Origin of the sequence: Haloarcula sp. K1 (assembly GCF_001647155.1) — an archaeon.
Lineage (GTDB): Archaea > Halobacteriota > Halobacteria > Halobacteriales > Haloarculaceae > Haloarcula > Haloarcula hispanica.
The window spans coordinates 374,395-399,756 of the sequence record NZ_LRHL01000043.1; the positions used below are offsets into that span (position 1 = coordinate 374,395).

The following is a 25,362-nucleotide window of genomic DNA, read 5'->3' on the forward strand; positions in this document are numbered from 1 at the left end:
TGTTGTAAATTTGTGTTTGTTTATGCGCGTTCGAGCGCGAATGATTAATAGTGAAGGTGGCCGTTCGTGTGAGAGTACCCCTCGACGGCGTCTGGTAACAGGTACTATATTCGTCCGAAGGCTTTTGAAACGGACGGACGTACTGATTGGTAGGAATGAGACGCGATGACAGTGACGACCCGTTCGACGAGTTCTTCCGGGAAATAGAGCGGATGATGGACGAGATGATGGGGGCCGAAGGCGACGTCCACATCGACCGGGACACCGGTGGCGGTGGGGCCGACCTCCACGTCGACGTTCACGAAACCGACGAGGAGATCCGGGTCGTCGCCGACGTTCCGGGCGTCGACAAGGACGCAATCGACCTCAAGTGCGACGGCACTGTCCTCACGATCAACGCCGAAAGTCCGGAGCGCGAGTACCACGAACGACTGACCCTGCCGACCCGCGTCGACGAACACTCAGCCGCCGCGACGTACAACAACGGCATCCTCGAAGTCACCTTCGACCCCGAAGAGGACTCCGCGGACATCGAACTGTAGCACGCCCGGCACACGGTTCTGATTTTCCGCGCGCCACTCCAGTGCGCTTGCTTCGCTACTGCTCAGCCGTTTGCCGTATCAACGCCGCCAGGTCGTCCCAGAAGCCGTCCTCGTACTTCGTCGCCGAGTCGATTGTCGGGCGGGCGTTCGTCTCGTTGACGACTGTGCGGTCCTCGGTCACCAGCAGGTCGACGCCGAGGTACGGAATCTCCAGTTCGTCGGCCGCGTCTTCGGCCAGTTCCCGTAGCGCCGCTGGCAGTTCCTGCCCTTCGGCTTCGGCCCCGCGGTGGACGTTGTGTTTCCACCGGCCCTGCGCGCGGCTCGCGTCGGGGAGGCGGCGCTCCACCGCGCCGACGTACTCGCCGTCGACGACCATCACGCGGTAGTCGGCGGCGTCGGCGACGTACTCCTGAACGAGAAACGACTGATCGCCGACCGCGCGGTAGTCGTGGACCAGATCGAGGTAGTCGACGATGCCGAGAAACGAATCCAGATCGTGAGCCTTGGCCACGCCGACGCCGCGGGTCGTCGAGTTCGGCTTCACGACCACGGGTGGGTCGAATCGCTCAAAGGCCGCCGTCAGTTCGGCCTCGCTCGCCGGGTTCGACACGACGACGGTCTCGGGAACGGGGACGTCCGCACGGCCGAGACGCGCCAGCACGTCGGCCTTGTTCCGCGAGCGGAGGATAGCCTCGCGGTCGTTGACCCATGGCACGTCCAGCATGGCGTCGGCGACCGCTCCCTCCATGATTCGGGAGGGGTAGACGAAGCCCACGTCGTACTCGTCGAAGGGACTCTCGTCGAGCGCCAGTGTCCGCTCGGCCGTCTCGACGTGGCCCACCTCGATGTCACGGACCGCCAGCGGCCCCTGCATCCGCTCGAAGGTCTCGGCGTTCGTGGCGACGGCCAGCCTGTACATAGCTTGCAGTTGTCGTGGAGAGATAAAATACGCTCGCAGCCACACAGTCGAGGCCCTGTCGCGCGCCTCGTTCCGACCGCCACAATCCACAGAATAGCGGGTAGGGTGGATGAATACGCAACTATCTTCAAAATTGTCAGACAAATATTAAGTATGTTGGGGAGAATAGGCCACGCGTGTACGATGATATCCTCTTTCCGACAGATGGGAGTGACGGCGCAGACGAGGCGCTCGCACACGCGCTCGAACTGGCAGCGACGCACGACGCGACGATTCACGTGCTCTCTGTCGTCGATTCGACGTATCTCGGGAGCGCCGCGGCAGAAGCAACGACCATCGAATCGCTGCAGGAACAGACCGAGCAGGTCATCGACGAGACTATCGACGATATCGCCGCCCACGGCGCGGCCGTTGTTGCCGAGCACCGAATGGGCGACCCCTATGAGGAGATTATCGACTACGCCGAGACGGCGGGTGTCGATATGATCGTTATGGGAACCCACGGGCGGAGCGGTCTGGATCGGTTTCTGCTGGGGAGCGTCACCGAGAAAGTTGTTCGGACGGCGGACGCGCCGGTGTTGACGGTCCGACTGTCCGGCGATACGTAGCGGGCACCCGCTAGCAGCGCCGGTCACCCGTGTGGTGTGGCGGGCCGTTCTGCTGAGTCACCCGCCGCTACGACTTCGTCGGAGTACCCACAGTATGAGGAGGACACCCTCGACGCGGGCGGCGCTGTACACCCATGGGCGCATGTCTATCTCGTCACCGTTCGTCGCCGCCAGCCCCATCCAGAAGTCAACGACCTTCCGGGGGCGGAGCAGTTCGATGACGCCAAGGGCCAGGAGTATGACTCTGAGTACCATACTGGTGGTACGTGGAACGGGTGCAAGAACATTATGGGTGCTGGTACCATAGAGCAAGAAGCACGCTCCGAGTGTATGGGTTCGCGATTGAGATACGACTCAGTATTCTACGGAGCGGCACGGAGAACGAGGCAAAGGGCGACGAGTTGCGGACGTCTCGCCCTGCGAACGGCGAGCGAACACTGTTTGACTTACGCGACCAGCAGGTCTTCGCCGTGTTCTGCGAACGGTCAAAAGACGTTGTTGACCGATTTACGCGATCAGCTTCTCTTCGCCGCGTTCGACCTTGATGCGGCAAGAGGGCGTGATCTTGTTGTATGCGCGGCGGAACGCTTCCTTGACGTGCTCTGCGTCCTCGACGTTGACGTAAGCGGTGAACAGCTGTTCGCCGGCTTGGACGCGGGCGGCGGTGCCGACGATCTTCCCGAAGGCGGCGCGCATCCCGTCAGAGACACGGTCGGCCCCAGCACCGGTCGCCTGCTTGTTCTCGCGCAGGACCTGGTGGGGGAACTTCCGGAGGGTCATCTTGTAGTCACCCTCTTCGCCGAGCTCCTTGATCATGTGGCGGTTGGCCGACAGGCGGGAGGCCTCCAGCGAACCGTGACGGAGCTGGACGGTCTCCTCGACGATGAGGCTGATCTGGACGGGGTAGTCGTCGGCGTCCTTCTGCTTGCGGCCCATCTTGTGCTGTGCGATCTTCGACCCGGGAATGCCTGTGATGTATTCGCGTCGGGTGTACGCGGGCTTGTCGATGTCCCGGTACATTGAGGCGGGTTTGTCCGACATAGGTACTCTTGGAGAATACGTCGCCGAGCGGCCCAATAAGGGCTTCGAACCCGCCCGGCGGCGTGCCGTGGTGTCCCATACACCGGCGCGCGACCGCCAGCGGCCCCGGACTGACCGTTGCTGGAGTCCCTGCTCTCGGTACCATCGGGAACATCGGTGTTGGTCCGGTAACACCGCTGTCACCGCGCTCTTTTACCACTCGCGCGCGTACGATTGTTACCATGAATATGCTCGTCGACGGCGAGTGGCGGACTGACGCGTACGAAACGACAGACGAGGACGGGGCTTTCGACCGGCAGGACACCACCTTCCGAGACCGGGTCGAGGACGACCCCGACGCGCGGTTCCAGCCCGAGGCGGGCCGGTATCACCTGTACGCCTGCCGCGCCTGTCCGTGGGCCCACCGGATTCTGGTCGCTCGGAAACTGCTAGGACTCGAAGACGCCATCACCGTCGACTACGTCGACCCGTTCCGCGGCGAGGACGGCTGGCAGTTCACGCCCGACAAGGACGGCTGCACGCCGGATACGGTCAACGGATCGGACTACCTCCGCGAGGTCTACGTCGCGGCCGACAACGACGCGACCTGCCGCGTGACGGTGCCGGTGCTGTGGGACAAACAGGAAGAGACCATCGTCAACAACGAGTCCGAGGAGATCCTTCGGATGCTCGACACTGAGTTCGACGACGTGGCCGACAACGACGTCGACCTCTACCCCGAAGGCTATCAGGACGAGGTCGACCGGATCATCGACGACATCTACGAGCCCATCAACAACGGCGTCTACCGCTGTGGCTTCGCGAACAGCCAGTCGGCCTACGACGAGGCCGTCGAGGAACTGTTCGACGCGCTGGACCACTGGGACAGCGTCCTCGAAGACCAGCGCTTCCTCGCCGGCGACCGCCTGACCGAGGCGGACATCTGTCTGTTCACGACGCTCGTGCGCTTCGACGAAGTGTACCACACCCACTTCATGTGCAACCACAAGCTCATCCGCGAGTACGACAACCTCTGGCCGTACCTCCGGGACCTCTACCAGCTCCCCGGCGTCGCCGAGACGGTGAACATGGACCACATCACGGAGCACTACTACACCACTCACCCCGACGTGAGCCCGAAGCGAATCGTCCCGATGGGACCCGACCCCGACTTCGAGGCCGACCACGACCGCGACGAACTCCCCGGTGACCTGCCCGAGACGCTGTTCCCGACGGCGTAACCGGGCAGTTTCGCGGCCGGATATCGAACGCTGAGTCGACGCTGTTCCTTTTATATACCCAGTTCTCACCTGTGTTCAATGAGTCGGGTAGACGGGCGACGTCGGGCCGTGAGCCCAGTCATCGGTGTCGTTATCCTCGTCGGAATTGCTGCAATTCTCGCTGCTACCATCGGTGTGTTCGCGCTCGGCTTCAGCGAGCAGCGACCCACGCAGGCACCGCAGGTCGCTATCGTGGCCGACTACAGCGAGCGGACCACCGGCAACGGGGAGTATCTGAACCTCAGCTTCAGCAGCGGTGAAACCGTCTACCGGGACAACCTCACTGTCGTCGTCTCCGATGCCAGGAGTTCTGACGGCAGCGACGTGACGCTTGACACCGATCCGATACAGGCACAGGCCTCGACGCGGATTACGTCGGGGACAGAAATTACGATACATCAGGGACAGTTCGCCGGCATCACGAGCGGGGAGCATCTGGACCTGAGCGACGCGACGCTTCGACTCGTCTGGAACCCAGCGGACGAACCGGAATCGGAAACATACGTCATCTACCGGTGGCCGGACCCGAGCCAGCGTAACTGAGCGGGCGTTTCGGCCCCGCTGTCGGACCGGCTCTCCTCACTCGGCCAGCGAGAGCGTGACCGCGTCGGTTTCGTAATCTTCGATGAACGACCCGGAGCCGCCCAGCGAGACAGTCCGGTCGCCGACGTCGACGACTAGCGTGTGTTCGATGGGGTAGGAGTTGGTCTGTGGCTCGGCGACGCCCTGTTTCGTCTCGACGACGGTCCCTTCGATGGTCGTTGTGTCGTCGTCCGCCTGTACTGCCCGTACTTCGGCGGAGACGTGGATGTCGTGGCCGGCGCGCAGGTGGAGCGTCGCCTGGAGGACGGCGTGGCGGAAGTCGTGGTAGGTGGCTGGGAGCGGGGCCGGGTCGGTGACGGTCTCCTCGGTGGCCATCAGCCAGTAGTTCCCGAGGAACGACCCTGACAGCACGGGGACGAGCTGTTGCTGGACGAAGGCGATAGCGCGCTGGTCGGAGTTGGTGCGTGTCACCATCTCCGCTGGGGAGACGAGGCCGAACTGGGCGTCGACGGTGAGCATAATCGGCATCGGCTGGTTCCAGGACCGGACCACGGAGGCCAGCCCGCGCACGTCGTCCGGTTCCAGGCCGTCGGCGCTGCTGACGACCAGCATCACGAGGACGCCGCGGTCGACAGCTGCGACCAGTTCCTCCGAGATCTCCGGGAGGTACTGCTGGGGAACCGACAGCATGATCTCCCGTTCCGCGTTTCTGATGTACTCCGTGAGTCGCTTGATGACTGTCACCCGGGACTTGATGACGTCGAACTGCTGTGGTTCCCGCGCACTCGCCGAGTATCTGGAATCGAGCGCACCGCTCATCTCTTCGAGTCGGTCGGTCAGGGCGTCGATGACTTCCTCGGGCGGCCGAGCGCGTATCGTCGTGGGCACGACGTGGTCGTTGACCTCGATGAACCCACGGTCTTCGAGCGATTCGCTGATGCTGTAGACGTACCGTTTGGAGACCCCGGTGTCGTCGGCGATTTCACTGGCCGTGGCCTCGCCGCTGCCGAGAATCGACAGGTACGTGTCGACTTCCTTCTCCGACAGGCCCAGTTGCCCCAGCCTGTCCCTGAGAGTCGAATCGTCCATCTGTTCACATCTGGTAACGGCGGCGGATAACTGTGTTTCGGTGCTATGTGGCCCGCCAACGCCTCCGAAGCCGCCCCAATGGGCCGTATCGTCGACTGGCCCACACCGAGCTCACAAGAATGAAAAACTATTACACCATATTTTATATCCCCCGCAGTGGTGTCTCTCACCAATGACGCTCCGGACGGCACTTAACGACTTCAAGCGGACCCGGGACCGCCGCCACCAGTTCCCGGGCGAGTTCCGCTCTACGACGGGCACTTTCTCCGGACTCGACAGCCGGTTGGTGCACGTCGACAGCGATGGCTCACTGCGGGACTACTCCTATCCGCTGTGTGGGCTCACGGGGATCGACCGCTCGCGGTTCGGTATCGACACGGGTTCGACGACGTGGTTCGACGCCGACGCCGACCAGCGGTATCGTGGTGACGCTGGCGTCGTCGAGACTATCCACGACTGCGGCGACTGGGCCGTCGTCCAGACGGACTGCACTATCGAGCAGGCCCACGTCACCCGGTTCGAACTTCGCGGCGATGTCCCCGCCGACGTATCGCTTCGGGCGTTTGTCGATTTCGCACCCGACGGACGGGACGGCCAACAGAGCCTGCTGATGCACGGCAACACCGTCGAGGCCTACCATCGCTCCGAACACGACTTCGTCGGCGTCTCTACCGAACTCGACGCCGTTCAGGGCCAGATTCCCGAGCGGTTCCCCGAACTTGTCGACGACGACCCAGTCTCGTTCCCACGGGCGACCGGGGAGCGACGGTACGAGGACACGACGCTAACTGGCGGCGTCCTGCTGTCCGCGCCGTTCGTCGACGGTGGCGTCACGCTGACGACGCTGCTGACGGACGCGGACGACACCGACCGCGATACGGCGCTGTCGACCATCGACCGTCTGGTGAGCGACCACTACACTTCGGAGACACTGCTCGAAGCAGGGCAGGCACAGCGCCGCTGGAGCGTGCCCGCAGAGACGCCGAACCGGGAGAGTGTCGTCGCCGACCTCCGGGTCCTCTCGCTGCTTTCGGCTGCGAACGGGGCCAGAATCGCCGCGCCGGACTTCGACCCGTACTACGTCACCTCCGGCGGGTACGGCTATACGTGGTTCCGCGACGACGCCGAAATTTCGGCGTTCCTGCTCGAAGCTGACGGGACGTTCGACCTCGGATTATCGCCGTGGCACCAGCGTTCCGCCGCGTTCTACTGTCGCACGCAGCGACCGGACGGCAGCTGGCCCCACCGGGTCTGGCCCGGCGACGAGACGCTCGCGCCGGGCTGGGCGAACGCCCGGCTCGAAAGCGGTTCGGACGCCGATTACCAGGCCGACCAGACCGCAAGCGTCACCACCTTCCTCGCGACGTATCTCCGGACCGGCGAGCCGGCCGACCCGGAGTGCATCGAAGCCACGCTCGGACGTGCCGTCGAGAGCATCGACGACACGCTGGCCGACGACGGCCTCCCCATCGCCTGCCAGAACGCCTGGGAGAACATGCAGGGTCGGTTCACGCACACCGCTGCAACCTTCTTGCACGCCTACGCGGCCGTCGCCCGCGCACCCGTCTCCGCCGCGCTCCGGGATCACGCCCGTTCACAGGCCGAGACGGTGTTGTCTTCGCTGGACGCGCTGTGGACCGGTGACCGCTACGCCCTTCGCGAACACGACGGGACCATCGACGACCGACTGGACTCCGCGACGCTGGCCCTCCCCGCCGCCTGTCGCGTCGCCGCCGAGGCCATCGACCTGCCGGCGGCGACCCGTGACCGGCTCTACACCCACGTCGAGACGACACTCGACGGGCTGGAACGGGACACCGGCGACATCCGTGGTCTCATCCGCTTCGAGGGCGACGACTGGCGGCGCGGCTCGCAGGACCGCGAGAAAGTCTGGACCGTCTCGACGGCGTGGGGCGCAAACAGTGCCGCCCAGCTGGGTGCGCTCCTGCGTGACGCCGACGACAGCCGAGCGACGGCGGCCTACGCCCGGTCCCGGGACCTGCTGGACGAGATCCTTCCCGGTGGCTCGCTCGTCCAGTCCAGCGGCTACCTCCCCGAGCAACTGTTCGACGACGGGACGCCGGACTGTGGTACGCCGCTCGGCTGGCCCCACGCGCTCCGGCTGGCAACCGTCGCCCACCTCGCTGACGCCGAGGCGCTCACTGCCGAGCCGCTGAGCGCCCGCGAGTGAACTGCCGAGCCGCTGAGTGCCCGCGAGTGGTTTTTGTACGGACCGTGCTGCTCGCGCACTCGCAAACGTAGTAGATGGCCGTAGGGACTCTATAACTGATCGAAAACAGTGACTACGCCCGGACGCGGATCACTGACTATCGTCCTACTGCGGTGCTGCGACGGGCGCGTCCTCGCCGGCCGTAACCGTCTCGCCGGTCTCCGGGTCGAACAGGTGGACGGCGGATTCGTCGAACGACACCTGCACGCGGTCGCCGATGGCCGGCTCCACGTCAGTACTTACCCTGGCGATGAAATCCGGTGCGCCGTCGCCCTCGAACCCGGTTTTCGATTCGCCCAGATCGAGGTAGAGGTAGTTGTCGCTACCGATGGGTTCGAGCACGTCGACCGTCGCCGGAACAGCGTTCTGGTCGCCGCCGTCGCTGACGGAGACGTGTTCCGGTCGGATACCCAGCACGTACGAACCGCCTTCGATGTCGCCGAAGGCACTGGCACGGCCGCCCGTGAGGTCGTAGGAGAAGTCGTCGTGAGCGCCGGTAAGCCGGATGCCGCTGCCGAGTGGCTCCGCGGTCACGTCGAGGAAATTCATCGAGGGCGAACCGACGAAGCCGCCGACGAACTGGTTGGTCGGGTTCTCGTACACCGTCTTCGGCCGGCCGGCCTGCTGGAGCTTCCCGTCGTTGAGGATGACGATGCGGTCGCCCATCGTCATTGCTTCTTCCTGGTCGTGGGTGACGTAGACAGCCGTAATTCCGAGCTCCTCTTGCAGGCGCTGGATTTCCGTCCGCATCGTCGTCCGGAGCTTCGCGTCAAGGTTGCTGAGTGGCTCGTCGAAGAGGAACACGTCGGGCTCGCGGACAATGGCGCGCCCGAGCGCGACCCGCTGCTTCTGGCCGCCGGAGAGCTGGTCCGGAGTGTCATCGAGCAGGTCCCCGATGCCCATCATCTCCGCCGTCTCAGTGACTCGCTCCTGCCGTTCTTCCTTCGAGAGGTCCGTGCTCATCCGGAGGCCGAAGGCCATGTTCTGCCGGATGGACTTGTGTGGGTACAGCGCGTAGTTCTGGAACACCATCGCCACGTCGCGCTTGCGGGCGTGAACGTCCGTCACGTCCTCGTCGCCGATGCGGATACGACCGCTCGTCGGCCGCTCAAGCCCGGCAATCATCCGTAGCGTCGTCGATTTCCCACACCCCGACGGGCCGACCACCGTTACGAACTCCCCGTCGTCGATGGACAGGTCGACATCGTCGACCGCCACGATGGAGCCACCGTCGAACTCCTTCCGGAGACCGTCTAGTTCGAGACTCGCCATTACACGGAGTCTCACACCCATCGCTAATAAGTTTGATGGGATTTTTCATAGAAGTTCTAGCGTCGCCGCAGATGAACTGGGACCTCCGCGAGGCCAGTCGGCTTAGCTGTCGATCCCCGCTGGTACCACGACGATGTCTCCGACTTCGACCGTCCCGGCGTTTCCGACCTGATCGCCACTGAGAAGGTCGGTGCCCCCAATCGGGGTTTCGGGCGAGACTGTCGCGGTCCCCTCGCCGAAGTGCAGAACGACCACGAGCGTTTCATCGCCGTCGGTGCGCTCGTACGCGACGACGCTGTTCGCATCGCCCGATTCGACGGTGTGAGGAACCGGACGTACCCCGGACGCGCGCAGTGCCCCGTGGTCCGCTCGCAGCGCCACCAGTCGCCGGTGGAAGTCGGTCAGTGCGTTGTCGCCGTCGTGCCAGCGCATCGTCCCGCGCTGTTGTTCGACGCCCCGTTCCTGGCCGGCGTAAACCATCGGCGTTCCGGGGAGCGTGAACGTGGCCCCGACGGCCGCCCGCAGTGACGCGGCTCCGCACTCGTCGAGATAGCGGTCCTCGTCGTGGTTGTCGACGTACCGCATGTGGGCGGTACGGTCGGGGTAGCCGTGCTCGGCCGTCGCGTCGAGCGCCTCGAACAGCGCCGACGCTGGTTCCTCGCCGGTCCCGATGTCGCGGAGCGTGTCGAACAGGTCCGTGTCGTAGTGAACGTCGAACTCGTTTTCGGCGAAGGCGGCGTCGCGTGGGACCGTCTCGTCGAGCAGCAGGAACTCGGGGTCGTCGGCTTTCACCCGCTCCCGGACTTCCTTCCAGAACCCGTGTGGCACGCCCCAGGCAACGTCACAGCGGAACCCGTCGACCACGTCGCGCCACTCGTCTACCACGTCGAGCATCCAGCGCCGCACCGCGAGCGAGTCGTAGTTGAGGTTCGGGATTCGCGTCCAGTTGAAGTAGTAGCCCGGCGCGTCCTCGCCCGCCCAGTCGATATCGGAGACGTCCTGTGACGCCGGGATTCGCTCGTAGTAGTCGGCGTACTCGGGGACACCGGCCCGGTGGAGCTGGAAGGCCGGATGGTCCCGCGAGCTGTGGTTTATTACCAGGTCGAAGACGACCCGAATCCCGGCGTCGTGGAGCCGGTCGACCAGCGATTCGAATTCGTCGCGCGTTCCCAGGTCTGTGGCGGTGTCGAAGAAGTCCGTGATATGGTAACCGTGCCGGGTCGGACTCGCCTGAATAGGGGTGAGCCACACCACATCGACGCCCAGCGACTCGATGTAGGGGACCCGCCGCTCGATGGCTTCGAAGGTCGTGTCGACGGTCTCGCCGGCAAACGACCGGACGAATATCTCGTAGATGGTGGCGTCGCCGGCCCAGGCCGGCGGGTCGGCCGGCCGTGTGACGGGCACTGTGCCGCCTGCGGTCGCGTTTCCGGTTCCACTGTCGCGTTCCACGACTAGCGTGTCCGCGACGCTGTGGCGCTCGGCGACGGCAACCGCGTGAACGCGGGCCATCTCCGGCAGGGCTTCGTGTGGCACCCGGAGTTCGTCGCCGTCGATGGTCACGGCCGACTCTTCCAGCGCGTCGCGGCCGTCGAGATAGAACTCGACTTCCGGTTCGCTCCCCGACGGGGCCGCGCGGGCGTCCGCCGAGACGACGAAGTCTCCGTTCACCGTCTCACCGGTGAGTTCGACCCGGGGGCGACCCGGTCCCTCGACGGTGACCTCGTCTGTCGCGGTCGACTCGAAGGAGCCGTCGAAACTGAAGATCGCGTGGTGGGTCCCCGGTGGGAGGTCGGTTTCGATGACCCATTCGTCGCCGTCGCGCTCGGCCCAGTGTGTCCCCATCGTGAAATCGTTGAACGTCCCGATGACGATGGCGCGGTCGGCGACGGTGAGGTCGTCGGTACCGCCGTCGCAGTCGAAGTCCTCCGCCGTGACGCTGAACCGGGCCGTCTCGGTGATGCTCGGGAACGCCCGGACGACTTGCTCGTGTGTGCCGTCCGGTGCGGTTACCGCCGCTCGGTAGACGCCCGGCACGTCGGGTTCGAGGTGACAGACCGGGCCGTCGCCGAGCGCTGCCGTACTCGCCGCTGGCCGCTCGACTAACCGCCACTCGGCAGCCATGCCGGGGTCGGGCTGACGCGGGGCCAGTTCGACCGATTCGCCGACGGTGGCGAACCGTGGCGGGCCTGGATGGTGCATACGCCTACGGTACAGGGTCGGTACTGTGAGTGTTACGCTTCTGGTTGAAATTTAGAAAAGATATTACTTCGTTTATCCTCCTCTATCCGATCTGTTGAAACCGACACACGGCGAGGCGAATTCGCGCCGTTTCTCGAAATCTATCATTATTGTCTCCTTCTATTTCCGAATGATTTAAGTTATGAAGGACTATTTCATCCCATATCTATCCATGACAATGGAACGACGGACGGTGCTCAAACGGATCGGCGGTGTCGGGGCGGCTACGGCCTTGGCTGGCTGTAGTGTGCAAGAGCAGGGCAGTGGCGGCTCAGAGGGGGAAACGGCTTCCGGTGATGGTTCGGGCGATGGGTCAGGCGGCGGGAGTCAACAGTCCGGCGGGACCGCGACGGCGTGGTACCAGCTTCAGGACTCGGAGATACCCGCACGCGAGGACGCGATGGAGACGTTCGCGAGCGAGACGGAGTTCGGCGTCGACGGGTCGGACATCTCCAATATGGAAAAGAAGACCACGAGCGCGATTCCGGCCGGGCAGGGGCCGGAAATCTTCGAGTGGGCACACGACTGGGTGGGCGACTACTACCAGCGGGAGTTCGTCGTCGACCAGTCCGAGGAACTCTCCGTGAGCCTCGACCAGTTCACGGACGCCGCCGCCTCGGCCGTCCAGTTCGACGACGCCGTCGTCGGCCTCCCGCACTCGGCGGAGACGGTGACGCTCATCTACAACGCGGACATCGTCGACGAAGCGCCCGAGACCATCGACGACATGGTGTCGGCGATGGAGGAGTACTACGACCCGAGCAGCAGCCAGTACGGCCTCGCCGCGCCGTTTGACCCGTACTTCACGAGCGGGTGGATACAGGCCTTCGGTGGCTACTACTTCGACCCGGAGCAGGACCCGGCGCTCGGGCTGGATGCCGACGAAGCTATCGAGGGGCTCCAGTTCGCCCTCGACACCCTCCGTCCGTACATGCCCGACGACCCGAACTACGAACCGCAGGCCGCGACGTTCTCGGAGGGGAACGCCGCATTCGCCGTCAACGGGCCATGGTATCTGGCGACGCTGAACCAGAGCGACGTGAACTATGAGGTGGCGACGTTCCCTGCCATCGACGGCGGCGAGGTGACGCCGTACACCGGCATCTCGATGTGGTACTTCGCGGACGCGATGAGCGAGGGCGGAGCCGACGCCACGGCCGCCCGGAACTTCGTCGAGTGGTTCGCCACCAACGAAGACCACGCCACGCGACTCGCTAAGGAGCAGGGCGCGATTCCGGTGCTCGACAGCCTCGTCGGCAGCGACGAACTCCCCGACCACGTCCAGACGTACTCCCAGACCGTCAGCCAGGGGGTCCCGATGCCGACCGACCCGCGCATGAACAAGGTGTGGTCGCCACTGGAGAACGCGCTCATCGAGGCGTTCAACGGCGACGCGAGCGCCGAAGACGCACTGACGACCGCCGCCGAAGAAATCCGAAGCAACTGGGAGTGAGAAACGCCCATGAGTACGGTTTCACGGGCGGCGGACCGCATCGAGTCGGTCCCGTTTCTGACGCGGGACGACGCGTCGTTACTGCTAGTGCTCCCGGGGCTGTTCGTCTTCTCGGCGTTCATGCTGTTCCCGGTCCTCTACCTGCTGGGAATCTCCTTTACGAACGCAGAGCCGGCCAACCTGTTCGCCGGCGAGGGCGTCGTCGCCGTGCTCACGTTCGGCGACGCGCTGTTCGTCGGCCTGGAGAACTACGCCGACGTGCTGACCGACGGCCAGTTCTGGAACTCCTTCGGCGTCACCTGGCTGTTCGTCGCTACGAGCGTCACGCTCAAAATCGGGGCGAGCCTGGCCATCGCGCTTATCGTGACCAGTGAACTCGTCCGCGGCAAGCGCGTCCTGCGCTCGCTCATCATCTTCCCGATGGGCCTGCCGCCGATTTTCACCATCACGGTGTGGCGCGGCATCTTCAGCTCCGCCGAGTTCGGGCTGATGAACCAGCTACTGACCGCGTTCGGCGCGAGTTCGGTCGCGTGGCTGTCGGGCCGCTGGACCGCCTTCGTCGCGTACAACGTCACGGAGGCGTGGCTGGCGTACCCGTTCATGGTCATCATCACCGTCAGCGCACTCCAGGACGTGCCCGAAGAACTCCACGAGGCGGCCGTCGTCGACGGCGCGGGGTTCCTCGCACGCTTCGCTCATATCACGCTGCCGTCGATCAAACGGCCCGTGCTGTTCGCGTCTATTCTGACCTCCGCGGCCTCGTTCCAGCAGTTCCTCATCCCGTTCGTGTTCAACCAGGGCGGCCCGGCACGGGCGAACGAACTCATCGTCGTCTACGGCTATCGTGAGGCGCTGTCGTTCCAGCAGTACGGTCGCGGTGCGGCCATCAGCATCATCGCGCTCGCCTTCATCGGCGCGTTCATGTGGCTCAACGTCAAGAAAGGCAAACTCGCCGACGGGGTGAACGACTAATGCTCCTCGGTGCAATCGCCAGAAAGCTCGGCAACGATATCAAGACGTTCGCGACGATGCCCGGCCGGACGGTCCGCAAGTGGTCCTACACTGTGCAGGCCGTCCGTCGGGGCGAACTGCCCGCGTCCGAAGTCCTGAAGGTCATTCTCTCGACCATCGGCGCGACGCTGGTCGTGCTGGCACTGCTCTTCCCGATCTACTGGATTCTGATGGCGGCCCTCTCCGGCTCCGGAAGCTCGCTGTACACGTCCGAGAGCTTCTCGCTGTTTCCCACTAATCCGACGGTCAAACCGTTCATCTGGGTCATCGGTGACCTCATCGTGCCGTCGTACTCGATATCCGCCGCCATTCCGTTCACCGATCTCGCTTTCGTGTTCCAGACGCCGGGGATCGAGATTCTCGACGCCTCCGACTACGGCGTCGACCGCCCCTCGGAGTTCAAGCACTTCCTCTGGAACAGCCTCATGGTGGCGATTCCCACCGTGCTGATCGCGATGTCGCTCATCATTCCGGCGGCCTATGCCCTCTCGCGGCGGGAGTTCCTCTTCCGCCGGAAGATCCTGTTCCTCTACGTCCTGATGACACAGGTCGGGGGCGGTCTCGGCGTTGCCCTGCTCATCGGGATGTACGCACTGTACGTCCAGTTCGGCATCAACGACAGCAAACTGGCGCTTGCGGTGTACTACGCGGCGACCGCCGTGCCGTTCAACACCTGGCTGCTGAAGACCTACATGGACGGCATCCCGGTCTCCTACGAGGAGGCGGCCGTCGTCGACGGCGCGCCGCCGTGGCGGGTCGTCACTGAGGTCATCATCCCGATGTCGACCGCCGGGCTGGCGACGGTGTTCATCTTCGTCTTCCTCACCGGGTGGACGGAGTTCGTCGTCGCCCAGACGCTGCTGGGGACGGAGAACTACACGCTGCCGGTCGGCCTGTACGCGATGGTCGACGAGTACTCCATCCCATGGGCGCGCTTCTCCGCGTTCGCGCTCACCTTCGCCTCGCCGATCATGCTGGCGTACCTGTTCGCCCAGCGCTACATCGAGGGCGGCCTCTCCTTCAGCGGGATGGAGGGCTAAGCTGGCGCGACGCCGGCCGTCATCCAGCAGCCCTCGTAGGGTGCTTCGTCTTGTTTTCTGACCGTCCACCGGTAGCTCGACGTCGTCCCGTTCCCATTGACGACCGTCACCGGTTGTGACGCGGTGTCGCCGTCGCGGTCGAGCGGTCCGTACCGCACGCCGGTCGCGTTCAACAGCGGTTCGAACCCACTTCGAATGGTTCGGACGAAGTTCGAGTACGGCCCCGTCAGGTCACGGTTCGACGGGGACGCGAACTGCCAGGTCGTGTTGATGCCCTCGTTCGTCGCCGGGTCGTTGTTCTGCAGTGCAAGCACCTGGATGTGGACGACGAGCCCCGGCGGGCGCTCGCAGTTCGGTCGCAGTTCGAGGACCCGCGGCTGTGTCACCGCCGATCTGTTGGTGTCGACGGAGACGTTGCCCCAGTACTCCCGCCCGCCCGCTGCCGGTTCTACCGCTTTCGCGTCCTCTGTCGGCACGTCAGCGGGCGTTATCGTCGCTTTCGACTCCGTCGAGTCGCCGCCGCCGAAAAACGCACCGCAGCCCGCCAGTGCTACGACCGCGGCAAGTGCGACGAGCGCCAGCGACCGAACGGCTGTCATACCCCTGTATTGGGGTGACGCTCCTTCGATGTTCCGTCGCCGTGTACAGTGCCCATATCGCCTGTCAGCGGTCGATGCCGTCAGCCGAGCCGTTCCTCGACCGCGTCGACGTCGCTCGGTTCGTTGACGTTGTGACACCAGCCCTCCAGTTCGACCGCCTCGACGCGGTGGCCGGCGCTCAGTAACAGGTCGATTGCGTCGGTGAGTTCGTACTCGCCCCGCTCGGAAGGTCGCGTCAGCGCGCAGGCGTGGCCGATGGCCGGCTCGAACACGAAAAAGCCCCGCGTGACCAGCGTCGACGCCGGGTCCGACGGCTTCTCGACGAGGCCGGTCACCTGTCCCCCGTTGTCCGTCGTGACGACACCGGTCGTCTTGGCTTCGGCCCGCGACACGTCCTCGACGAGCAGCGTCGCGCTGGCGTCGGTCTCGAGGTGGTGCTCGATGGCCCCGTCGAGATTTGCCCGGCAAACGTTGTCGCCGTTCAGCACGACGAAGGTCCCGTCGACGGCTGTGCGGGCCTGTTCGAGCGCGTGCGCCAGTCCTAACTGTTCGTCCTGCCGGACGTACGCTATCGGCGTGTCCCGATACTGCTCTCCGTAGTGTGCCACGATGTCGTCGCCGCGGTAGCCGATGACGACGACCAGGCGGTCGACGCCGACTGACAGCAGCGTGTCGAAACAGTGTGTCAGCAGCGGCTTTCCGGCCACCTCGACCAGTCCCTTCGGCTTGTCTGCAGTGAGCGGTCGCATCCGCGTCCCTTCGCCGGCAGCGAGTACGAAGCCGTCCATATCCGGCCCCACGCTTGCGCCGGCTAAATGCCTGTGGGCGAGCGGGTTCTGTCCGTGGCCGCCAACCTTGACGCATGGCTGAGGAGTGTGACACCTGCGGCCGGTCGGTCACCGTCGACGAGGCGGTCCGCCGGGCGACCTTCGGTGACCTCGACAACGACCGCTGGCAGACGCTGTGCTGTCCGGACTGCGGTGCGCGGCTCCGGACAATATTCGTTGGGCCGGACTCCTGACGGGGAAAGAGACAGGTAGCAGCAGTGTGTGACTCTGACGCATGGAAGACGAAGCGTGGCGCTCGGTCGACATCATCCGGGACAACGACGGCGTACCGCACGTCCTCCAACAGAAGATGCTGGTGTTCACAAGCGGTGTCTCCGAGGAGTCGGCCGGCTACACGAAGCCAGCGATGGAACACCGGCTAGTACCGCTCAAGGAACTCACGAAGTTCGGGCAGTCGTAACGAACAGCCGCCGGAACAGTCTGCGCCGCGGCCGATAGCTCGGACGCTGGACCGGTTGGACAACGAACACCTCGGGATACACTTTTGCGCCTATCCGAACGAGTATCGATAATGGCTGAACCGCTGTACGTCGGTGTCGACCGGAGCGACGAGTCCTGGGTCGCTGTGGCGCTCACCGGCGACGGGTTCGACCACGCGTCGGTGTTCGACAGTATCGGCGAATGCTGGTCAGCGTACGAGGAGCGCGCTCGGCTGATTCTGGTCGGAGTGCCGATTGGGCTCGTGGAATCCGGTGATCCGGACCGCCGGTGTGACGAACTCGCCCGGTCGGTGCTCGGCGAGCGGAGCGCGGCAGTTCGCACGCCGCCAGTACGAGAAGCGACCCGGAAACAGCGCTACTCGACGGCCAACCGCGTCCACAGGCGCAAGACCGGACAGGAACTCTCTGAGCAGGCGTTCGCACGTAGCGACAGCCTCGCCCGGATCGATGAACTCTTGCAGGAACTGCCCGAGGCTGCCGCAGCCATTCGGGAATCCCACCCAGAGGTCTGTTTTCGGGCCTTCGGCGGCGAGCCGCTTAGCTACTCGAAGCGCACCGCCGGGGGATATGCCGAGCGGATGCGGATTCTCGCACATTACGACCGCGACGCTGCCCCGACGGTCCAGAAGGCCGCCGAAGCGACTGGTGGCACGGCAGTGGCTATCGACGACGTGCTGGACGCTGTCGTCCTCGCGTACACAGCCGTCCCGGATGACGGAGAACTGTACACGCTCCCGCCCGAACCGCCGCGGGACGCGGCGGGGCTGCCGATGGAGATCGTCTATCGGGCGGCGTCGCCACTGCTCACGTAGTGGCGTGTCTCGCCGAGTGCCGTTGCTCGCCGTGAGTTGTGTGCGTGCCAGCGACACTGCCGTGCGTGCGTACACCGCGACCGCTGACAAGTGATTATAGTGCTAGACTGCAGACAGAACCGGTCTTACAGTCGCGTGAGGTTGGTCGCACGCGGACCCTTGTCCGCCTGCTCGATGTCGAACTCGACTTCCTGCCCCTCTTCGAGGTCAGGGCCGCCGACGTCTTCCATGTGGAAGAAGACGTCTTCGTCCGCATCGTCGGTCTCGATGAAGCCGTAGCCACCAGTGTCGTTGAAGAAGTCGACAGTGCCTGTCGCCATCGTTAGAGCCTCGTGACGTTGTTGGCGCGCGGACCCTTGTCCGCCTGCTCGATGTCGAATTCGAGCTCCTGTCCTTCCTCGAGGTCCGGGCCGCCGATGTCTTCCATGTGGAAGAAGACGTCCTCGTCCGCGTCCTCAGTATCGATGAAACCGTAACCGCCAGTGTCGTTGAAGAAATCAACCGTTCCTTTCGCCATTGCAACCATAGAGATGCCAGCACCACGGATAACAGTGTCGGTACGATACTCTGGTAGGAAACAGAGAAAACCGCCCGCAGTCTGGCGATTAGAGAGTGTGTAATACTGGCACACCACACGCGTCGGCTGATCTCCCGGCTGGCTGTCGACGCTTCGGCGTCGCGCTCGGTCCTATCATTTCACTAATCGAATGGAATTAGCCATTCGAGCACAAGTCGTAACTATGTACCGCGGTGTCCGGGCCCGCCTTGCGCCGTGGCTGCTCGCTGGCTTCGGTCTCGCTTTTACAGGTGTGGCCGTCGTCTGGCACCTCGGTATCGAGACACAGCGCATCGGACAGGTCGGTGGCCCCGTGCTTGCACTGGGCCTTGACGGACTACTGCCGCTGGTGCTGGTGTATGGCAGCTATCGCCTCGTCTCGTCGTCGACACCGGGTGAGCAGATCTGGACCGTTTTCGTCTGGAGCGTCGCTGGCAGTCTCGCAGTCGGGACGGTCATCGGTTTGAGCGTGTTTATCCGTATGATGGAGGGCCGAACGATCGCCGAACCGGTGTTCGTCACCCTGTTGGCGATGGAGACTGGCGCTGTCACGGGACTCATCGCGGGCACGCTCGCGGTCCGGGCCCGTCAGGATGCCAGCCGTGCGACCCGAACCGCGAACACGCTGTCGTTCGTCAACGACCTGCTCCGGCACGATATCGCGAACGGACTGGTCGTTATTGACGGCCGGGGGACAATCATCCGGCGCAACGCCGACTCGGAGACGATTCAAACGGCAGCGGACGCGATTCGTGAACAGGTAACCGAACTCGACAGCCTGGTCGACAACGCCGGGGCTGTCGTCGAGACCCTCGGTCCCGACCCGACCTTCGAACCGACTGACGTTGTCGGAATCGCCGAGGCGGTGATACAGCGAATCGAGCAAACACATCCCATCGCTATCGAGTTTCAAGCATCGGGCAGCGCGATGGCACGCACAAACGAGGCCGCCCGCCCGGTTCTCCGGAATCTCATAGAGAACGCTATCGAACACGGGACGCCAGCGGCCGAACTCTCCGCCGAGGGGACCGCGACGGACGGGGCAGCGCTACAGAGCGAGGCACCGCGAGCGGAGGCCGGCCAGTCGACTGGAGACGAGCGCGATCACCCGTCGGTGTTCGTCGCGATTCGCGAAACTGGCGATGTCGTCGAGATTCACGTGGTCGACGACGGCCCGGGGATTCCCGACGACCGGCGTGACAACATCTTCGACCCGCGAGCGGGCGACACGCACGGCGGTGGGCTCCATCTCGTCGAGACGCTCGTTACCAGCTTCGGCGGCGACATCTACCTCGCCGACTCCGCCAGCGAATTCGACACGGACTTCGCCGACACCGACCTCGACGGCGCGCACTTCGTTGTCGAACTCCCGCGAGCGTGACACAGTACCGCACGACCGACGTTTCTTGATTGTGGGGGGCACAGTGGGGGGTATGTTCCCTCGCTTGCGCGCACAGGGTCCGACCGTACTCATCCCGCTCGCGTGGCTGCTCGTGGGACTTGCGCATCTCGACGCGGTCACTGAGCGGACAGTGCTGGCGTTTCACGTCGTCGCCGCCGTCCTCATCGCTGCGTTCGCCGTTCTTTCGTGGGACGAGATGGTAACTGGCGTCCTCCGTATCTGGCGCGATATTCTGCTCGTTGGACTCCTGCTCACCGTCGGCGGCATCGTCGGTTTCCTCTACTCTCCGCTCCGGGTTCCGTTCCTGACGACGACACTACTGGGGTGGATGGCTGTTCCGGGCGTCGGCCTCTACTACACTGGGAAGCACGTTCCGGCAGGCCAGCGGGCGTACACGGCCGGCGCAGTGCTGAGTGTTCTCGGTGCGGCAGTGTACGCTGGCGCGCTGTTCCCGCCGGCGGAAACCGCGTTGCTCGCCGGCATCGGACTTGCGCTGGTCGGCCAGACGGTCGGCATCGTTCAGGCGGTGCGCCAGCCCGAGGAATCGTCAGGCTAGGGCTGCGTCGAGCTTCTCGACTGGATGCGGCGGCTCCCCGTCACTTTCTGCCCAGTCGTCCAGTTGCGTGCGACAGGACGCGCCGGGCGCGACCACGGTGTCACCGCGGCTGTCGCCTATCTGGTCGAACAGTATCGAGCCGATAGCTTTGCTCATCGAGAAGTGCTCGGTCTCGTAGCCGAAGGAGCCGGCCATGCCACAACAGCCAGAATCCAGCGGGTCCACGTCGTAGCCGGCCCGCCGGAGCACGCCGACGGCGTGGTGGTCCTTCTTCGTCGCCTTCTGGTGGCAGTGGCCGTGGTAGGTCAGCGTCTCGCGCCCAGCGTCCCAGTCGGCCCCCTCGTCCAGCCGGAAGGTGTCGAGGTACTCACAGACGCCGTAGGCGTTCGCCGCGAGCGTCTCCGCGTCCTCGCCAGAGAGCAAGTCCAGATAGTCCGACTGGAACATCACGGCATCAGAGGGTTCGACCAGCACCACGTCCAAGCCCTCCTCGATGGCGGGCACGAGCGCGTCGACGTTGTCCCGCGCAGTCGCCCGAGACTGGTCCAGAAAGCCCTTCGAGTGGGCCGGTCGCCCGCTGTCGGTCTGGTCGGCCAACTCGACGTGGACGCCCGCGGCTTCGAGCACGCGGACGGCGGCTTTCCCGACCTCGGGGTGGCTGTAGTTCGTGTACGTGTCGGGGAACAGCAGGGCTTGCCGCTCGGCTTCATCCGCCGGGACTTGCGGACCGCGCTCGTCGAACCAGTCCTGTAGCGTCGTACGCCGGAAGGTCGGCAGCGTCCGGTCGGGTGCGATGCCGACCGCCTTCTCCAGCACGGTTCGAGCACCCGGAACTTTCGTCGCGAGGTTTGACAGCGGCGCAAAGGCGCTGCCCAGACCTGCCAGTGCGTCAACGTTGGCGAAGATTCTGTCTCGGATGCTGGAGCCGTGTTCCTGGTGGTAGGCGTGGGTCACCTCGGCTTTGAGCTTCGCCATGTCGACCTCGCTCGGGCAGTCCTTCGCACACCCTTTGCAGCCGATACAGAGGTCCAGCACCTCGTGCATGAACTCCTCGTCGGTGGGATCGTCCGGCAGGTCGCCGCTCATGGCCTGCCGGAGCATGTTCGCGCGGCCCCGGGTCGTCGTCATCTCCTCCTCGGATGCGCGATAGGTCGGGCACATCACGCCGCCGGTGGTCTCCTGCGGGCCGCGACAGCCGCCACAGCCGTGACAGAGTTCGACCATCCCCTGCATCCCGTTGTCGTTGTCCCACTCCAGCGCGGGGTCGAACCCGGCGTCGAACTCATAGGCCGGGTCGAATCGGAGGTTCTCGGTCATGTCGACCGTGCGTGCCCGCTCGGGTTTCTCGCCGGACTCGACAGCGGCGGCGTCGACGCCGACGACCTGGCCGGGGTTGAGCAGCCAGTCGGGATCGAACGCGGATTTGAGTTCCTGGAACGTCTCCCAGAGGTCCGCGCCGTAGAGCTTCTCGTTCCACTGCGTGCGGGCGCGGCCGTCGCCGTGTTCGCCCGAGACGCTGCCCCCGTATTTCACCACGAGGTCGGTCACTGCGTCGGCGATGGACTCCATGGTCTCGACGCCCTCGACTGTCTTTGTGTTGATGAGCGGGCGGATGTGGAGCACACCGGGGCCGGCGTGGGCGTAGAAGGAGGCGAAGGTGTCGTGTTCTTCGAGAATCTCCTGGAAGTCGGCGACGTACTCCGGGAGATTCGCCGGCGGGATGGCGGTGTCCTCGATGAACGAGCCGTGTTTCTCGTCGGTCGTCCGCGAGAGCAGTATCGGGAGGCCGGACTTGCGCATCTTCCAGAATTTTTCCCGTTTCGCCTCGTCGTGGGCCTCCATGGCGTCGAACGCCCGCACCGGCGTGTCGACGACGGTCCGGCCATCTGTTGGGGCAGCGATCGAACCGACGCCGTTCGTTCGGTCTGCCAGGAGGTCGGCGACCTTCCGCCGGCCGCTCTCCGCGTCGTCGGCGTAGAACTCCACGATGAGGACCGTGCGAGTCCCCTCGGGCAACATGCCGACCACGTCCTCGAACTCGGCGGTGTCCCGGGCCAGGTCGATGAGCACGTCGTCGAGCACCTCGACGGCCGCCGGGTCGTGTTCGAGGATGTCCGAAACGTCTTCCATGGCCTCGATGAGCCCCTCGTAGGCGAGCAGGGCCATCGACTTGGTCTCGGGAATCGGCTCCAGGGACACCTCGGCCTCGGTGACGATGGCAAGCGTCCCCTCGCTGCCCGCCAGCAGCGACGCGACGTTGACAGTCCCGTCCTGTGCATCTCCGAGGACCCAGTCGAGGTTGTACCCCGAGACGTTGCGCTTCAGGTCCGGGTAGTGGCTCGTAATTTCTTTGCCTTCCTCGGCGAGTATCCGCTCGATTTCGGCGTAAATCCGGGCTTCGAGGTCACCGTCGGGGTCCGCTCGGTCGCGCAGTTCCTCGCGGGTGACCTCGCCGAACGTGGTGACGGTGCCGTCTGCGAGGACGACCTCGCACTCTTCGATGTAGGCGTCGGTCTTGCCGTACTGCAGGGAGTGTGCGCCGGTGGAGTTGTTACCGATAGCGCCGCCGAGAACGCTCTTGTCGCCCCACGCGGGGTCCGGCGCGAACTTCAGCCCGTGGTCGGCCAGTTCCCCGTTCAGGTCGCCGAGCTTGATGCCCGGCTGCGCTCGCGCCCGCCGGTCGTCCGGCCGAGTCTCGACGAGTTCGTTCATGTACCCCGAGAAATCCAGTACGACGGCCTCGTTGACCGTCTGGCCGGCGAGGCTCGTCCCGCCGCCGCGGGGCAGGACCGGAATCTCTCGCTGGGCACAGTAGGACATGACCGCGGCTACGTCATCGGTCGACCGCGGATAGACGACGCCGATAGGCAGCACCTCGTAGAGGCTGGCGTCGGTCGCGTACAACTGTCGCGAGTACTCGTCGAACCGCACCTCGCCGTCAATGCGCGCTCGCAGGTCGTCGACGAGGCCCGACCGAGCGACGGTGTCGTTCTGGTAGTCGTAGTTCGATACCTCGTCAGCCGAAGGATCTATCCGGGTGCCGGAATCGGTTGCCATGGTGTGTCTCGTTTCCAGTCGCCCGGCCACCGACGGACCGGGTACTCGGCGGTTTGCTCTGGCTGTTCTAGCTGTACGCCTGCCAAAACAGTTCCGCTACGGTAGCCCATGAGGCACTTTTGACCCGGTCGAGCGTCTGCCCGGGGCACGCGCTTCTGTCTCCCTGTGATAGCACATGTTACGCAACTGTTAATATCAGTACTAGCCTATATAAGGTGATTATGACACACAGCAACGATCCGTTCGAGACGATGCTCCGACTCTTCGCACAGACGCGACGGTCGATGATGGACGACAGCCAGAGTCGCTGGACAGACGACAGTTTGGGCCGCCGGATGGGTGACGGTTCGAGACACCGGATGGACGACAGTCCGGAACGCCGTACCGACCGACCGTCCACGGACGTACGCCGGAGCGGCCACCGCCGGCCCGGTATCGACACGAACCTCCACGTCGACGAGACCGACGACGGATACGCCGTGATGGTCGACCTCCCGGGCTTCGAGCGCGACGACCTCGTCGTCCGCTTCGAGGACGGCGTCCTCAGCATCCAGGGCGAGAGCACGGTCGCTGAAGAGACCAACGACGGCGCTCGCCGCCACAGCCGACGGGTCGCCGAACGGGTCACTGTTCCCGAACCGGTCGTGGACGACGACATCACCGCCACCTACCACAACGGCGTTCTCGAAATAACGCTGCCGCGCGCGGACGACGCCGACGACTCGAACCGGATCGAAATCAAATAGACTCGCTTTTCGGTTGTTGTCTGCCGACGTTACACGACTGTCCCAGTGAGAACGCCCTTAACAACCTGCTATCCCGGTATTAGTCAGCTACTGCTGCTCTCTTATCGCCTCTATAGTTTCGTGCGACCGCCGGGGTCTCCGTGCTGTGAGGCCGTAATATGTCCGACGCGACCTGGGACGTTCAGGACGGCGCAATCGTCGAGCGGCCGCGGAACGTCCGGAAACACCCGCTGTTGCACCGAATCTACGAGCGACACGACGAGCTACTAGCCGAACAGCTCCCGCCCGGCCGGACGCTCGAACTCGCGTTCGGCCAGCATATGCATCCCCGCGCCGATGTCGGACTGGAAGGCTGGCCGTCGAACGTTGAAACCGTCCGCAAGCCAGCGCTGGCTGGTGACGCCCGAGCGCTCCCGTTCGCAGACGATTCCTTCGACGCTCTCATCGGCCGCCGGTTCCTCCACCACGTCCCGCCCGCGGACCGTCCGGAAATCATTCGCGAATCCGCCCGCGTCCTCCGCCCTGCGGGCCGTATCGCTCTGCTCGAAGGGACGCCGGGGCTGTACCGGCGACTCACCAAGGGTGTCGCGTTCCGGCTGGGGCTGCTGGAGGAAGACACCGACATCTACGGCCACCTCTCGGAGACCGCCGTCACCGACCTCGTATCCGAATCGTTCGAAGTCGCCGAGAAACGGACGCTCGGATCGCCGTTGATGCTCGCGAGCATCTCCGAGTCGGACGCGTCGGCGCGGCTGCTCAACCTCTACGAACGGACGCAGTTCGTCAAGTGGTGGACGCTCGTGGTGGGCGAGCGTCCCGAATCCGGAGCGTGACTACAGGTCGACAGTCACGCGCAGTTCGCTGTCAGTGATCGTTCCGATGGCGTCGGCGGCGACCTCGATATCGTCCTCGTCGGCGTCACCGAACCCGAGCCCCTGCACCCAGGCCTCGGTGAGGTCCGGATCCGGTTCGACGTACGCGACCTGTCCCTTCGGGTCGACCTCGGTCACGATGCCGATCTGCTCTCCCTGTGCGTCCATGAGGAACTTCCCCTCGTCTTCTGTCGATAGTACTGCCATTCTGTGTGACATTTCTGGC

General features: G+C 64.6%; 27 protein-coding genes. 15 read left to right on the plus strand and 12 right to left on the minus strand.

Annotation, left to right across the window (positions count from 1 at the left end; translation table 11 throughout):
• Positions 1-155 precede the first annotated feature (155 nt).
• On the plus strand, positions 156-542 hold the full coding sequence (locus AV929_RS15370; RefSeq protein WP_004590910.1) for an Hsp20/alpha crystallin family protein: 387 nt from the start codon (positions 156-158) through the stop codon (positions 540-542).
• Positions 543-597: 55 nt separating this feature from the next.
• On the opposite strand, the gene AV929_RS15375 is transcribed toward AV929_RS15370, so the two are convergent.
• The gene (locus AV929_RS15375; protein WP_064288659.1) at positions 598-1,461 is read right to left on the minus strand and encodes a RimK family alpha-L-glutamate ligase; all 864 of its coding nucleotides are present in this window, start codon (positions 1,459-1,461) and stop codon (positions 598-600) included.
• Between the two features lie 176 nt (positions 1,462-1,637).
• Here AV929_RS15375 and AV929_RS15380 point away from each other — a divergent pair, with 176 nt between their 5' ends.
• Entirely contained in the window at positions 1,638-2,069 is a 432-nt protein-coding gene (locus tag AV929_RS15380; protein WP_049938994.1) for a universal stress protein, read from the plus strand.
• Between the two features lie 57 nt (positions 2,070-2,126).
• On the opposite strand, the gene AV929_RS15385 is transcribed toward AV929_RS15380, so the two are convergent.
• Together AV929_RS15385 and AV929_RS15390 are read right to left on the minus strand one after the other, a co-directional pair.
• Positions 2,127-2,324: a hypothetical protein gene (locus AV929_RS15385; RefSeq protein WP_050007327.1), complete on the minus strand. Its 198-nt coding sequence runs from the start codon at positions 2,322-2,324 to the stop codon at positions 2,127-2,129.
• 252 nt (positions 2,325-2,576) lie between these two features.
• A complete protein-coding gene (locus AV929_RS15390) occupies positions 2,577-3,110 on the minus strand; it encodes a 50S ribosomal protein L16 (RefSeq protein ID WP_023843429.1) in 534 nt (177 codons plus the stop codon).
• Positions 3,111-3,331: 221 nt separating this feature from the next.
• Here AV929_RS15390 and AV929_RS15395 point away from each other — a divergent pair, with 221 nt between their 5' ends.
• Both AV929_RS15395 and AV929_RS15400 read left to right on the plus strand, forming a co-directional pair.
• Positions 3,332-4,330, plus strand: a complete 999-nt coding sequence (locus tag AV929_RS15395; protein ID WP_014041441.1) for a glutathione S-transferase family protein — start codon at positions 3,332-3,334, stop codon at positions 4,328-4,330.
• A 108-nt stretch (positions 4,331-4,438) separates the two neighbouring features.
• Complete coding sequence (locus tag AV929_RS15400) at positions 4,439-4,912, plus strand: type IV pilin (RefSeq protein ID WP_014041440.1); 474 nt, start codon at positions 4,439-4,441, stop codon at positions 4,910-4,912.
• Positions 4,913-4,948: 36 nt separating this feature from the next.
• Here the strand turns inward: AV929_RS15400 and AV929_RS15405 are convergent, their stop codons facing one another.
• Positions 4,949-6,001, minus strand: a complete 1,053-nt coding sequence (locus AV929_RS15405; RefSeq protein ID WP_014041439.1) for a TrmB family transcriptional regulator — start codon at positions 5,999-6,001, stop codon at positions 4,949-4,951.
• 172 nt (positions 6,002-6,173) lie between these two features.
• Here AV929_RS15405 and AV929_RS15410 point away from each other — a divergent pair, with 172 nt between their 5' ends.
• Positions 6,174-8,192 (plus strand): glycoside hydrolase family 15 protein, encoded by a 2,019-nt coding sequence (locus AV929_RS15410; protein WP_064288660.1) that lies wholly within the window; start codon positions 6,174-6,176, stop codon positions 8,190-8,192.
• A gap of 144 nt (positions 8,193-8,336) precedes the next feature.
• Here AV929_RS15410 and AV929_RS15415 read toward each other — a convergent pair whose 3' ends face one another.
• Both AV929_RS15415 and AV929_RS15420 read right to left on the minus strand, forming a co-directional pair.
• A complete protein-coding gene (locus AV929_RS15415) occupies positions 8,337-9,503 on the minus strand; it encodes an ABC transporter ATP-binding protein (protein WP_050037144.1) in 1,167 nt (388 codons plus the stop codon).
• 102 nt (positions 9,504-9,605) lie between these two features.
• Complete coding sequence (locus AV929_RS15420; protein ID WP_064288661.1) at positions 9,606-11,705, minus strand: alpha-amylase family glycosyl hydrolase; 2,100 nt, start codon at positions 11,703-11,705, stop codon at positions 9,606-9,608.
• Positions 11,706-11,916: 211 nt separating this feature from the next.
• On the opposite strand from AV929_RS15420, the gene AV929_RS15425 reads away from it, so the two are divergent.
• The 3 genes from AV929_RS15425 to AV929_RS15435 are packed head-to-tail and all read left to right on the plus strand — an operon-like array spanning position 11,917 to position 15,248.
• On the plus strand, positions 11,917-13,197 hold the full coding sequence (locus tag AV929_RS15425; protein WP_196219999.1) for an extracellular solute-binding protein: 1,281 nt from the start codon (positions 11,917-11,919) through the stop codon (positions 13,195-13,197).
• Positions 13,198-13,206: 9 nt separating this feature from the next.
• A complete protein-coding gene (locus AV929_RS15430) occupies positions 13,207-14,169 on the plus strand; it encodes a carbohydrate ABC transporter permease (RefSeq protein WP_014041434.1) in 963 nt (320 codons plus the stop codon).
• Positions 14,169-15,248 (plus strand): sugar ABC transporter permease, encoded by a 1,080-nt coding sequence (locus AV929_RS15435; protein ID WP_064288662.1) that lies wholly within the window; start codon positions 14,169-14,171, stop codon positions 15,246-15,248. The genes AV929_RS15430 and AV929_RS15435 overlap by 1 nt, the downstream gene beginning before the upstream one ends.
• On the opposite strand, the gene AV929_RS15440 is transcribed toward AV929_RS15435, so the two are convergent.
• Both AV929_RS15440 and AV929_RS15445 read right to left on the minus strand, forming a co-directional pair.
• Positions 15,245-15,847: a DUF4864 domain-containing protein gene (locus AV929_RS15440; RefSeq protein WP_064288663.1), complete on the minus strand. Its 603-nt coding sequence runs from the start codon at positions 15,845-15,847 to the stop codon at positions 15,245-15,247. The two genes, AV929_RS15435 and AV929_RS15440, sit on opposite strands and share 4 nt — an antisense overlap.
• Before the next feature lie 80 nt (positions 15,848-15,927).
• Positions 15,928-16,635, minus strand: a complete 708-nt coding sequence (locus AV929_RS15445) for a nucleotidyltransferase family protein (RefSeq protein ID WP_064288664.1) — start codon at positions 16,633-16,635, stop codon at positions 15,928-15,930.
• Positions 16,636-16,709: 74 nt separating this feature from the next.
• Between AV929_RS15445 and AV929_RS22445 the strand changes: the two genes are divergently transcribed.
• From AV929_RS22445 to AV929_RS15455, 3 genes are all read left to right on the plus strand, one after another.
• The gene (locus tag AV929_RS22445; RefSeq protein WP_014041430.1) at positions 16,710-16,868 is read left to right on the plus strand and encodes a hypothetical protein; all 159 of its coding nucleotides are present in this window, start codon (positions 16,710-16,712) and stop codon (positions 16,866-16,868) included.
• 41 nt (positions 16,869-16,909) lie between these two features.
• Complete coding sequence (locus AV929_RS15450; protein WP_005537226.1) at positions 16,910-17,095, plus strand: hypothetical protein; 186 nt, start codon at positions 16,910-16,912, stop codon at positions 17,093-17,095.
• A gap of 111 nt (positions 17,096-17,206) precedes the next feature.
• A complete protein-coding gene (locus tag AV929_RS15455; RefSeq protein ID WP_064288665.1) occupies positions 17,207-17,947 on the plus strand; it encodes a DUF429 domain-containing protein in 741 nt (246 codons plus the stop codon).
• Between the two features lie 125 nt (positions 17,948-18,072).
• Here AV929_RS15455 and AV929_RS15460 read toward each other — a convergent pair whose 3' ends face one another.
• Complete coding sequence (locus AV929_RS15460; protein WP_053967073.1) at positions 18,073-18,267, minus strand: cold-shock protein; 195 nt, start codon at positions 18,265-18,267, stop codon at positions 18,073-18,075.
• Between the two features lie 2 nt (positions 18,268-18,269).
• The gene (locus AV929_RS15465; RefSeq protein ID WP_004515390.1) at positions 18,270-18,464 is read right to left on the minus strand and encodes a cold-shock protein; all 195 of its coding nucleotides are present in this window, start codon (positions 18,462-18,464) and stop codon (positions 18,270-18,272) included.
• A 223-nt stretch (positions 18,465-18,687) separates the two neighbouring features.
• Here AV929_RS15465 and AV929_RS15470 point away from each other — a divergent pair, with 223 nt between their 5' ends.
• Both AV929_RS15470 and AV929_RS15475 read left to right on the plus strand, forming a co-directional pair.
• Positions 18,688-19,884, plus strand: a complete 1,197-nt coding sequence (locus AV929_RS15470) for an ATP-binding protein (RefSeq protein WP_230458903.1) — start codon at positions 18,688-18,690, stop codon at positions 19,882-19,884.
• Positions 19,885-19,936: 52 nt separating this feature from the next.
• The gene (locus AV929_RS15475) at positions 19,937-20,461 is read left to right on the plus strand and encodes a hypothetical protein (protein ID WP_064288667.1); all 525 of its coding nucleotides are present in this window, start codon (positions 19,937-19,939) and stop codon (positions 20,459-20,461) included.
• On the opposite strand, the gene AV929_RS15480 is transcribed toward AV929_RS15475, so the two are convergent.
• Positions 20,453-23,518 (minus strand): FAD-binding and (Fe-S)-binding domain-containing protein, encoded by a 3,066-nt coding sequence (locus AV929_RS15480; RefSeq protein WP_064288668.1) that lies wholly within the window; start codon positions 23,516-23,518, stop codon positions 20,453-20,455. The two genes, AV929_RS15475 and AV929_RS15480, sit on opposite strands and share 9 nt — an antisense overlap.
• 221 nt (positions 23,519-23,739) lie before the next feature.
• Here AV929_RS15480 and AV929_RS15485 point away from each other — a divergent pair, with 221 nt between their 5' ends.
• Both AV929_RS15485 and AV929_RS15490 read left to right on the plus strand, forming a co-directional pair.
• The gene (locus AV929_RS15485; RefSeq protein ID WP_064288669.1) at positions 23,740-24,264 is read left to right on the plus strand and encodes an Hsp20/alpha crystallin family protein; all 525 of its coding nucleotides are present in this window, start codon (positions 23,740-23,742) and stop codon (positions 24,262-24,264) included.
• A 158-nt stretch (positions 24,265-24,422) separates the two neighbouring features.
• The gene (locus AV929_RS15490) at positions 24,423-25,097 is read left to right on the plus strand and encodes a class I SAM-dependent methyltransferase (RefSeq protein ID WP_014041424.1); all 675 of its coding nucleotides are present in this window, start codon (positions 24,423-24,425) and stop codon (positions 25,095-25,097) included.
• Here the strand turns inward: AV929_RS15490 and AV929_RS15495 are convergent, their stop codons facing one another.
• Entirely contained in the window at positions 25,098-25,343 is a 246-nt protein-coding gene (locus AV929_RS15495; RefSeq protein WP_014041423.1) for a hypothetical protein, read from the minus strand. It lies immediately after the preceding gene.
• Positions 25,344-25,362 lie beyond the last annotated feature (19 nt).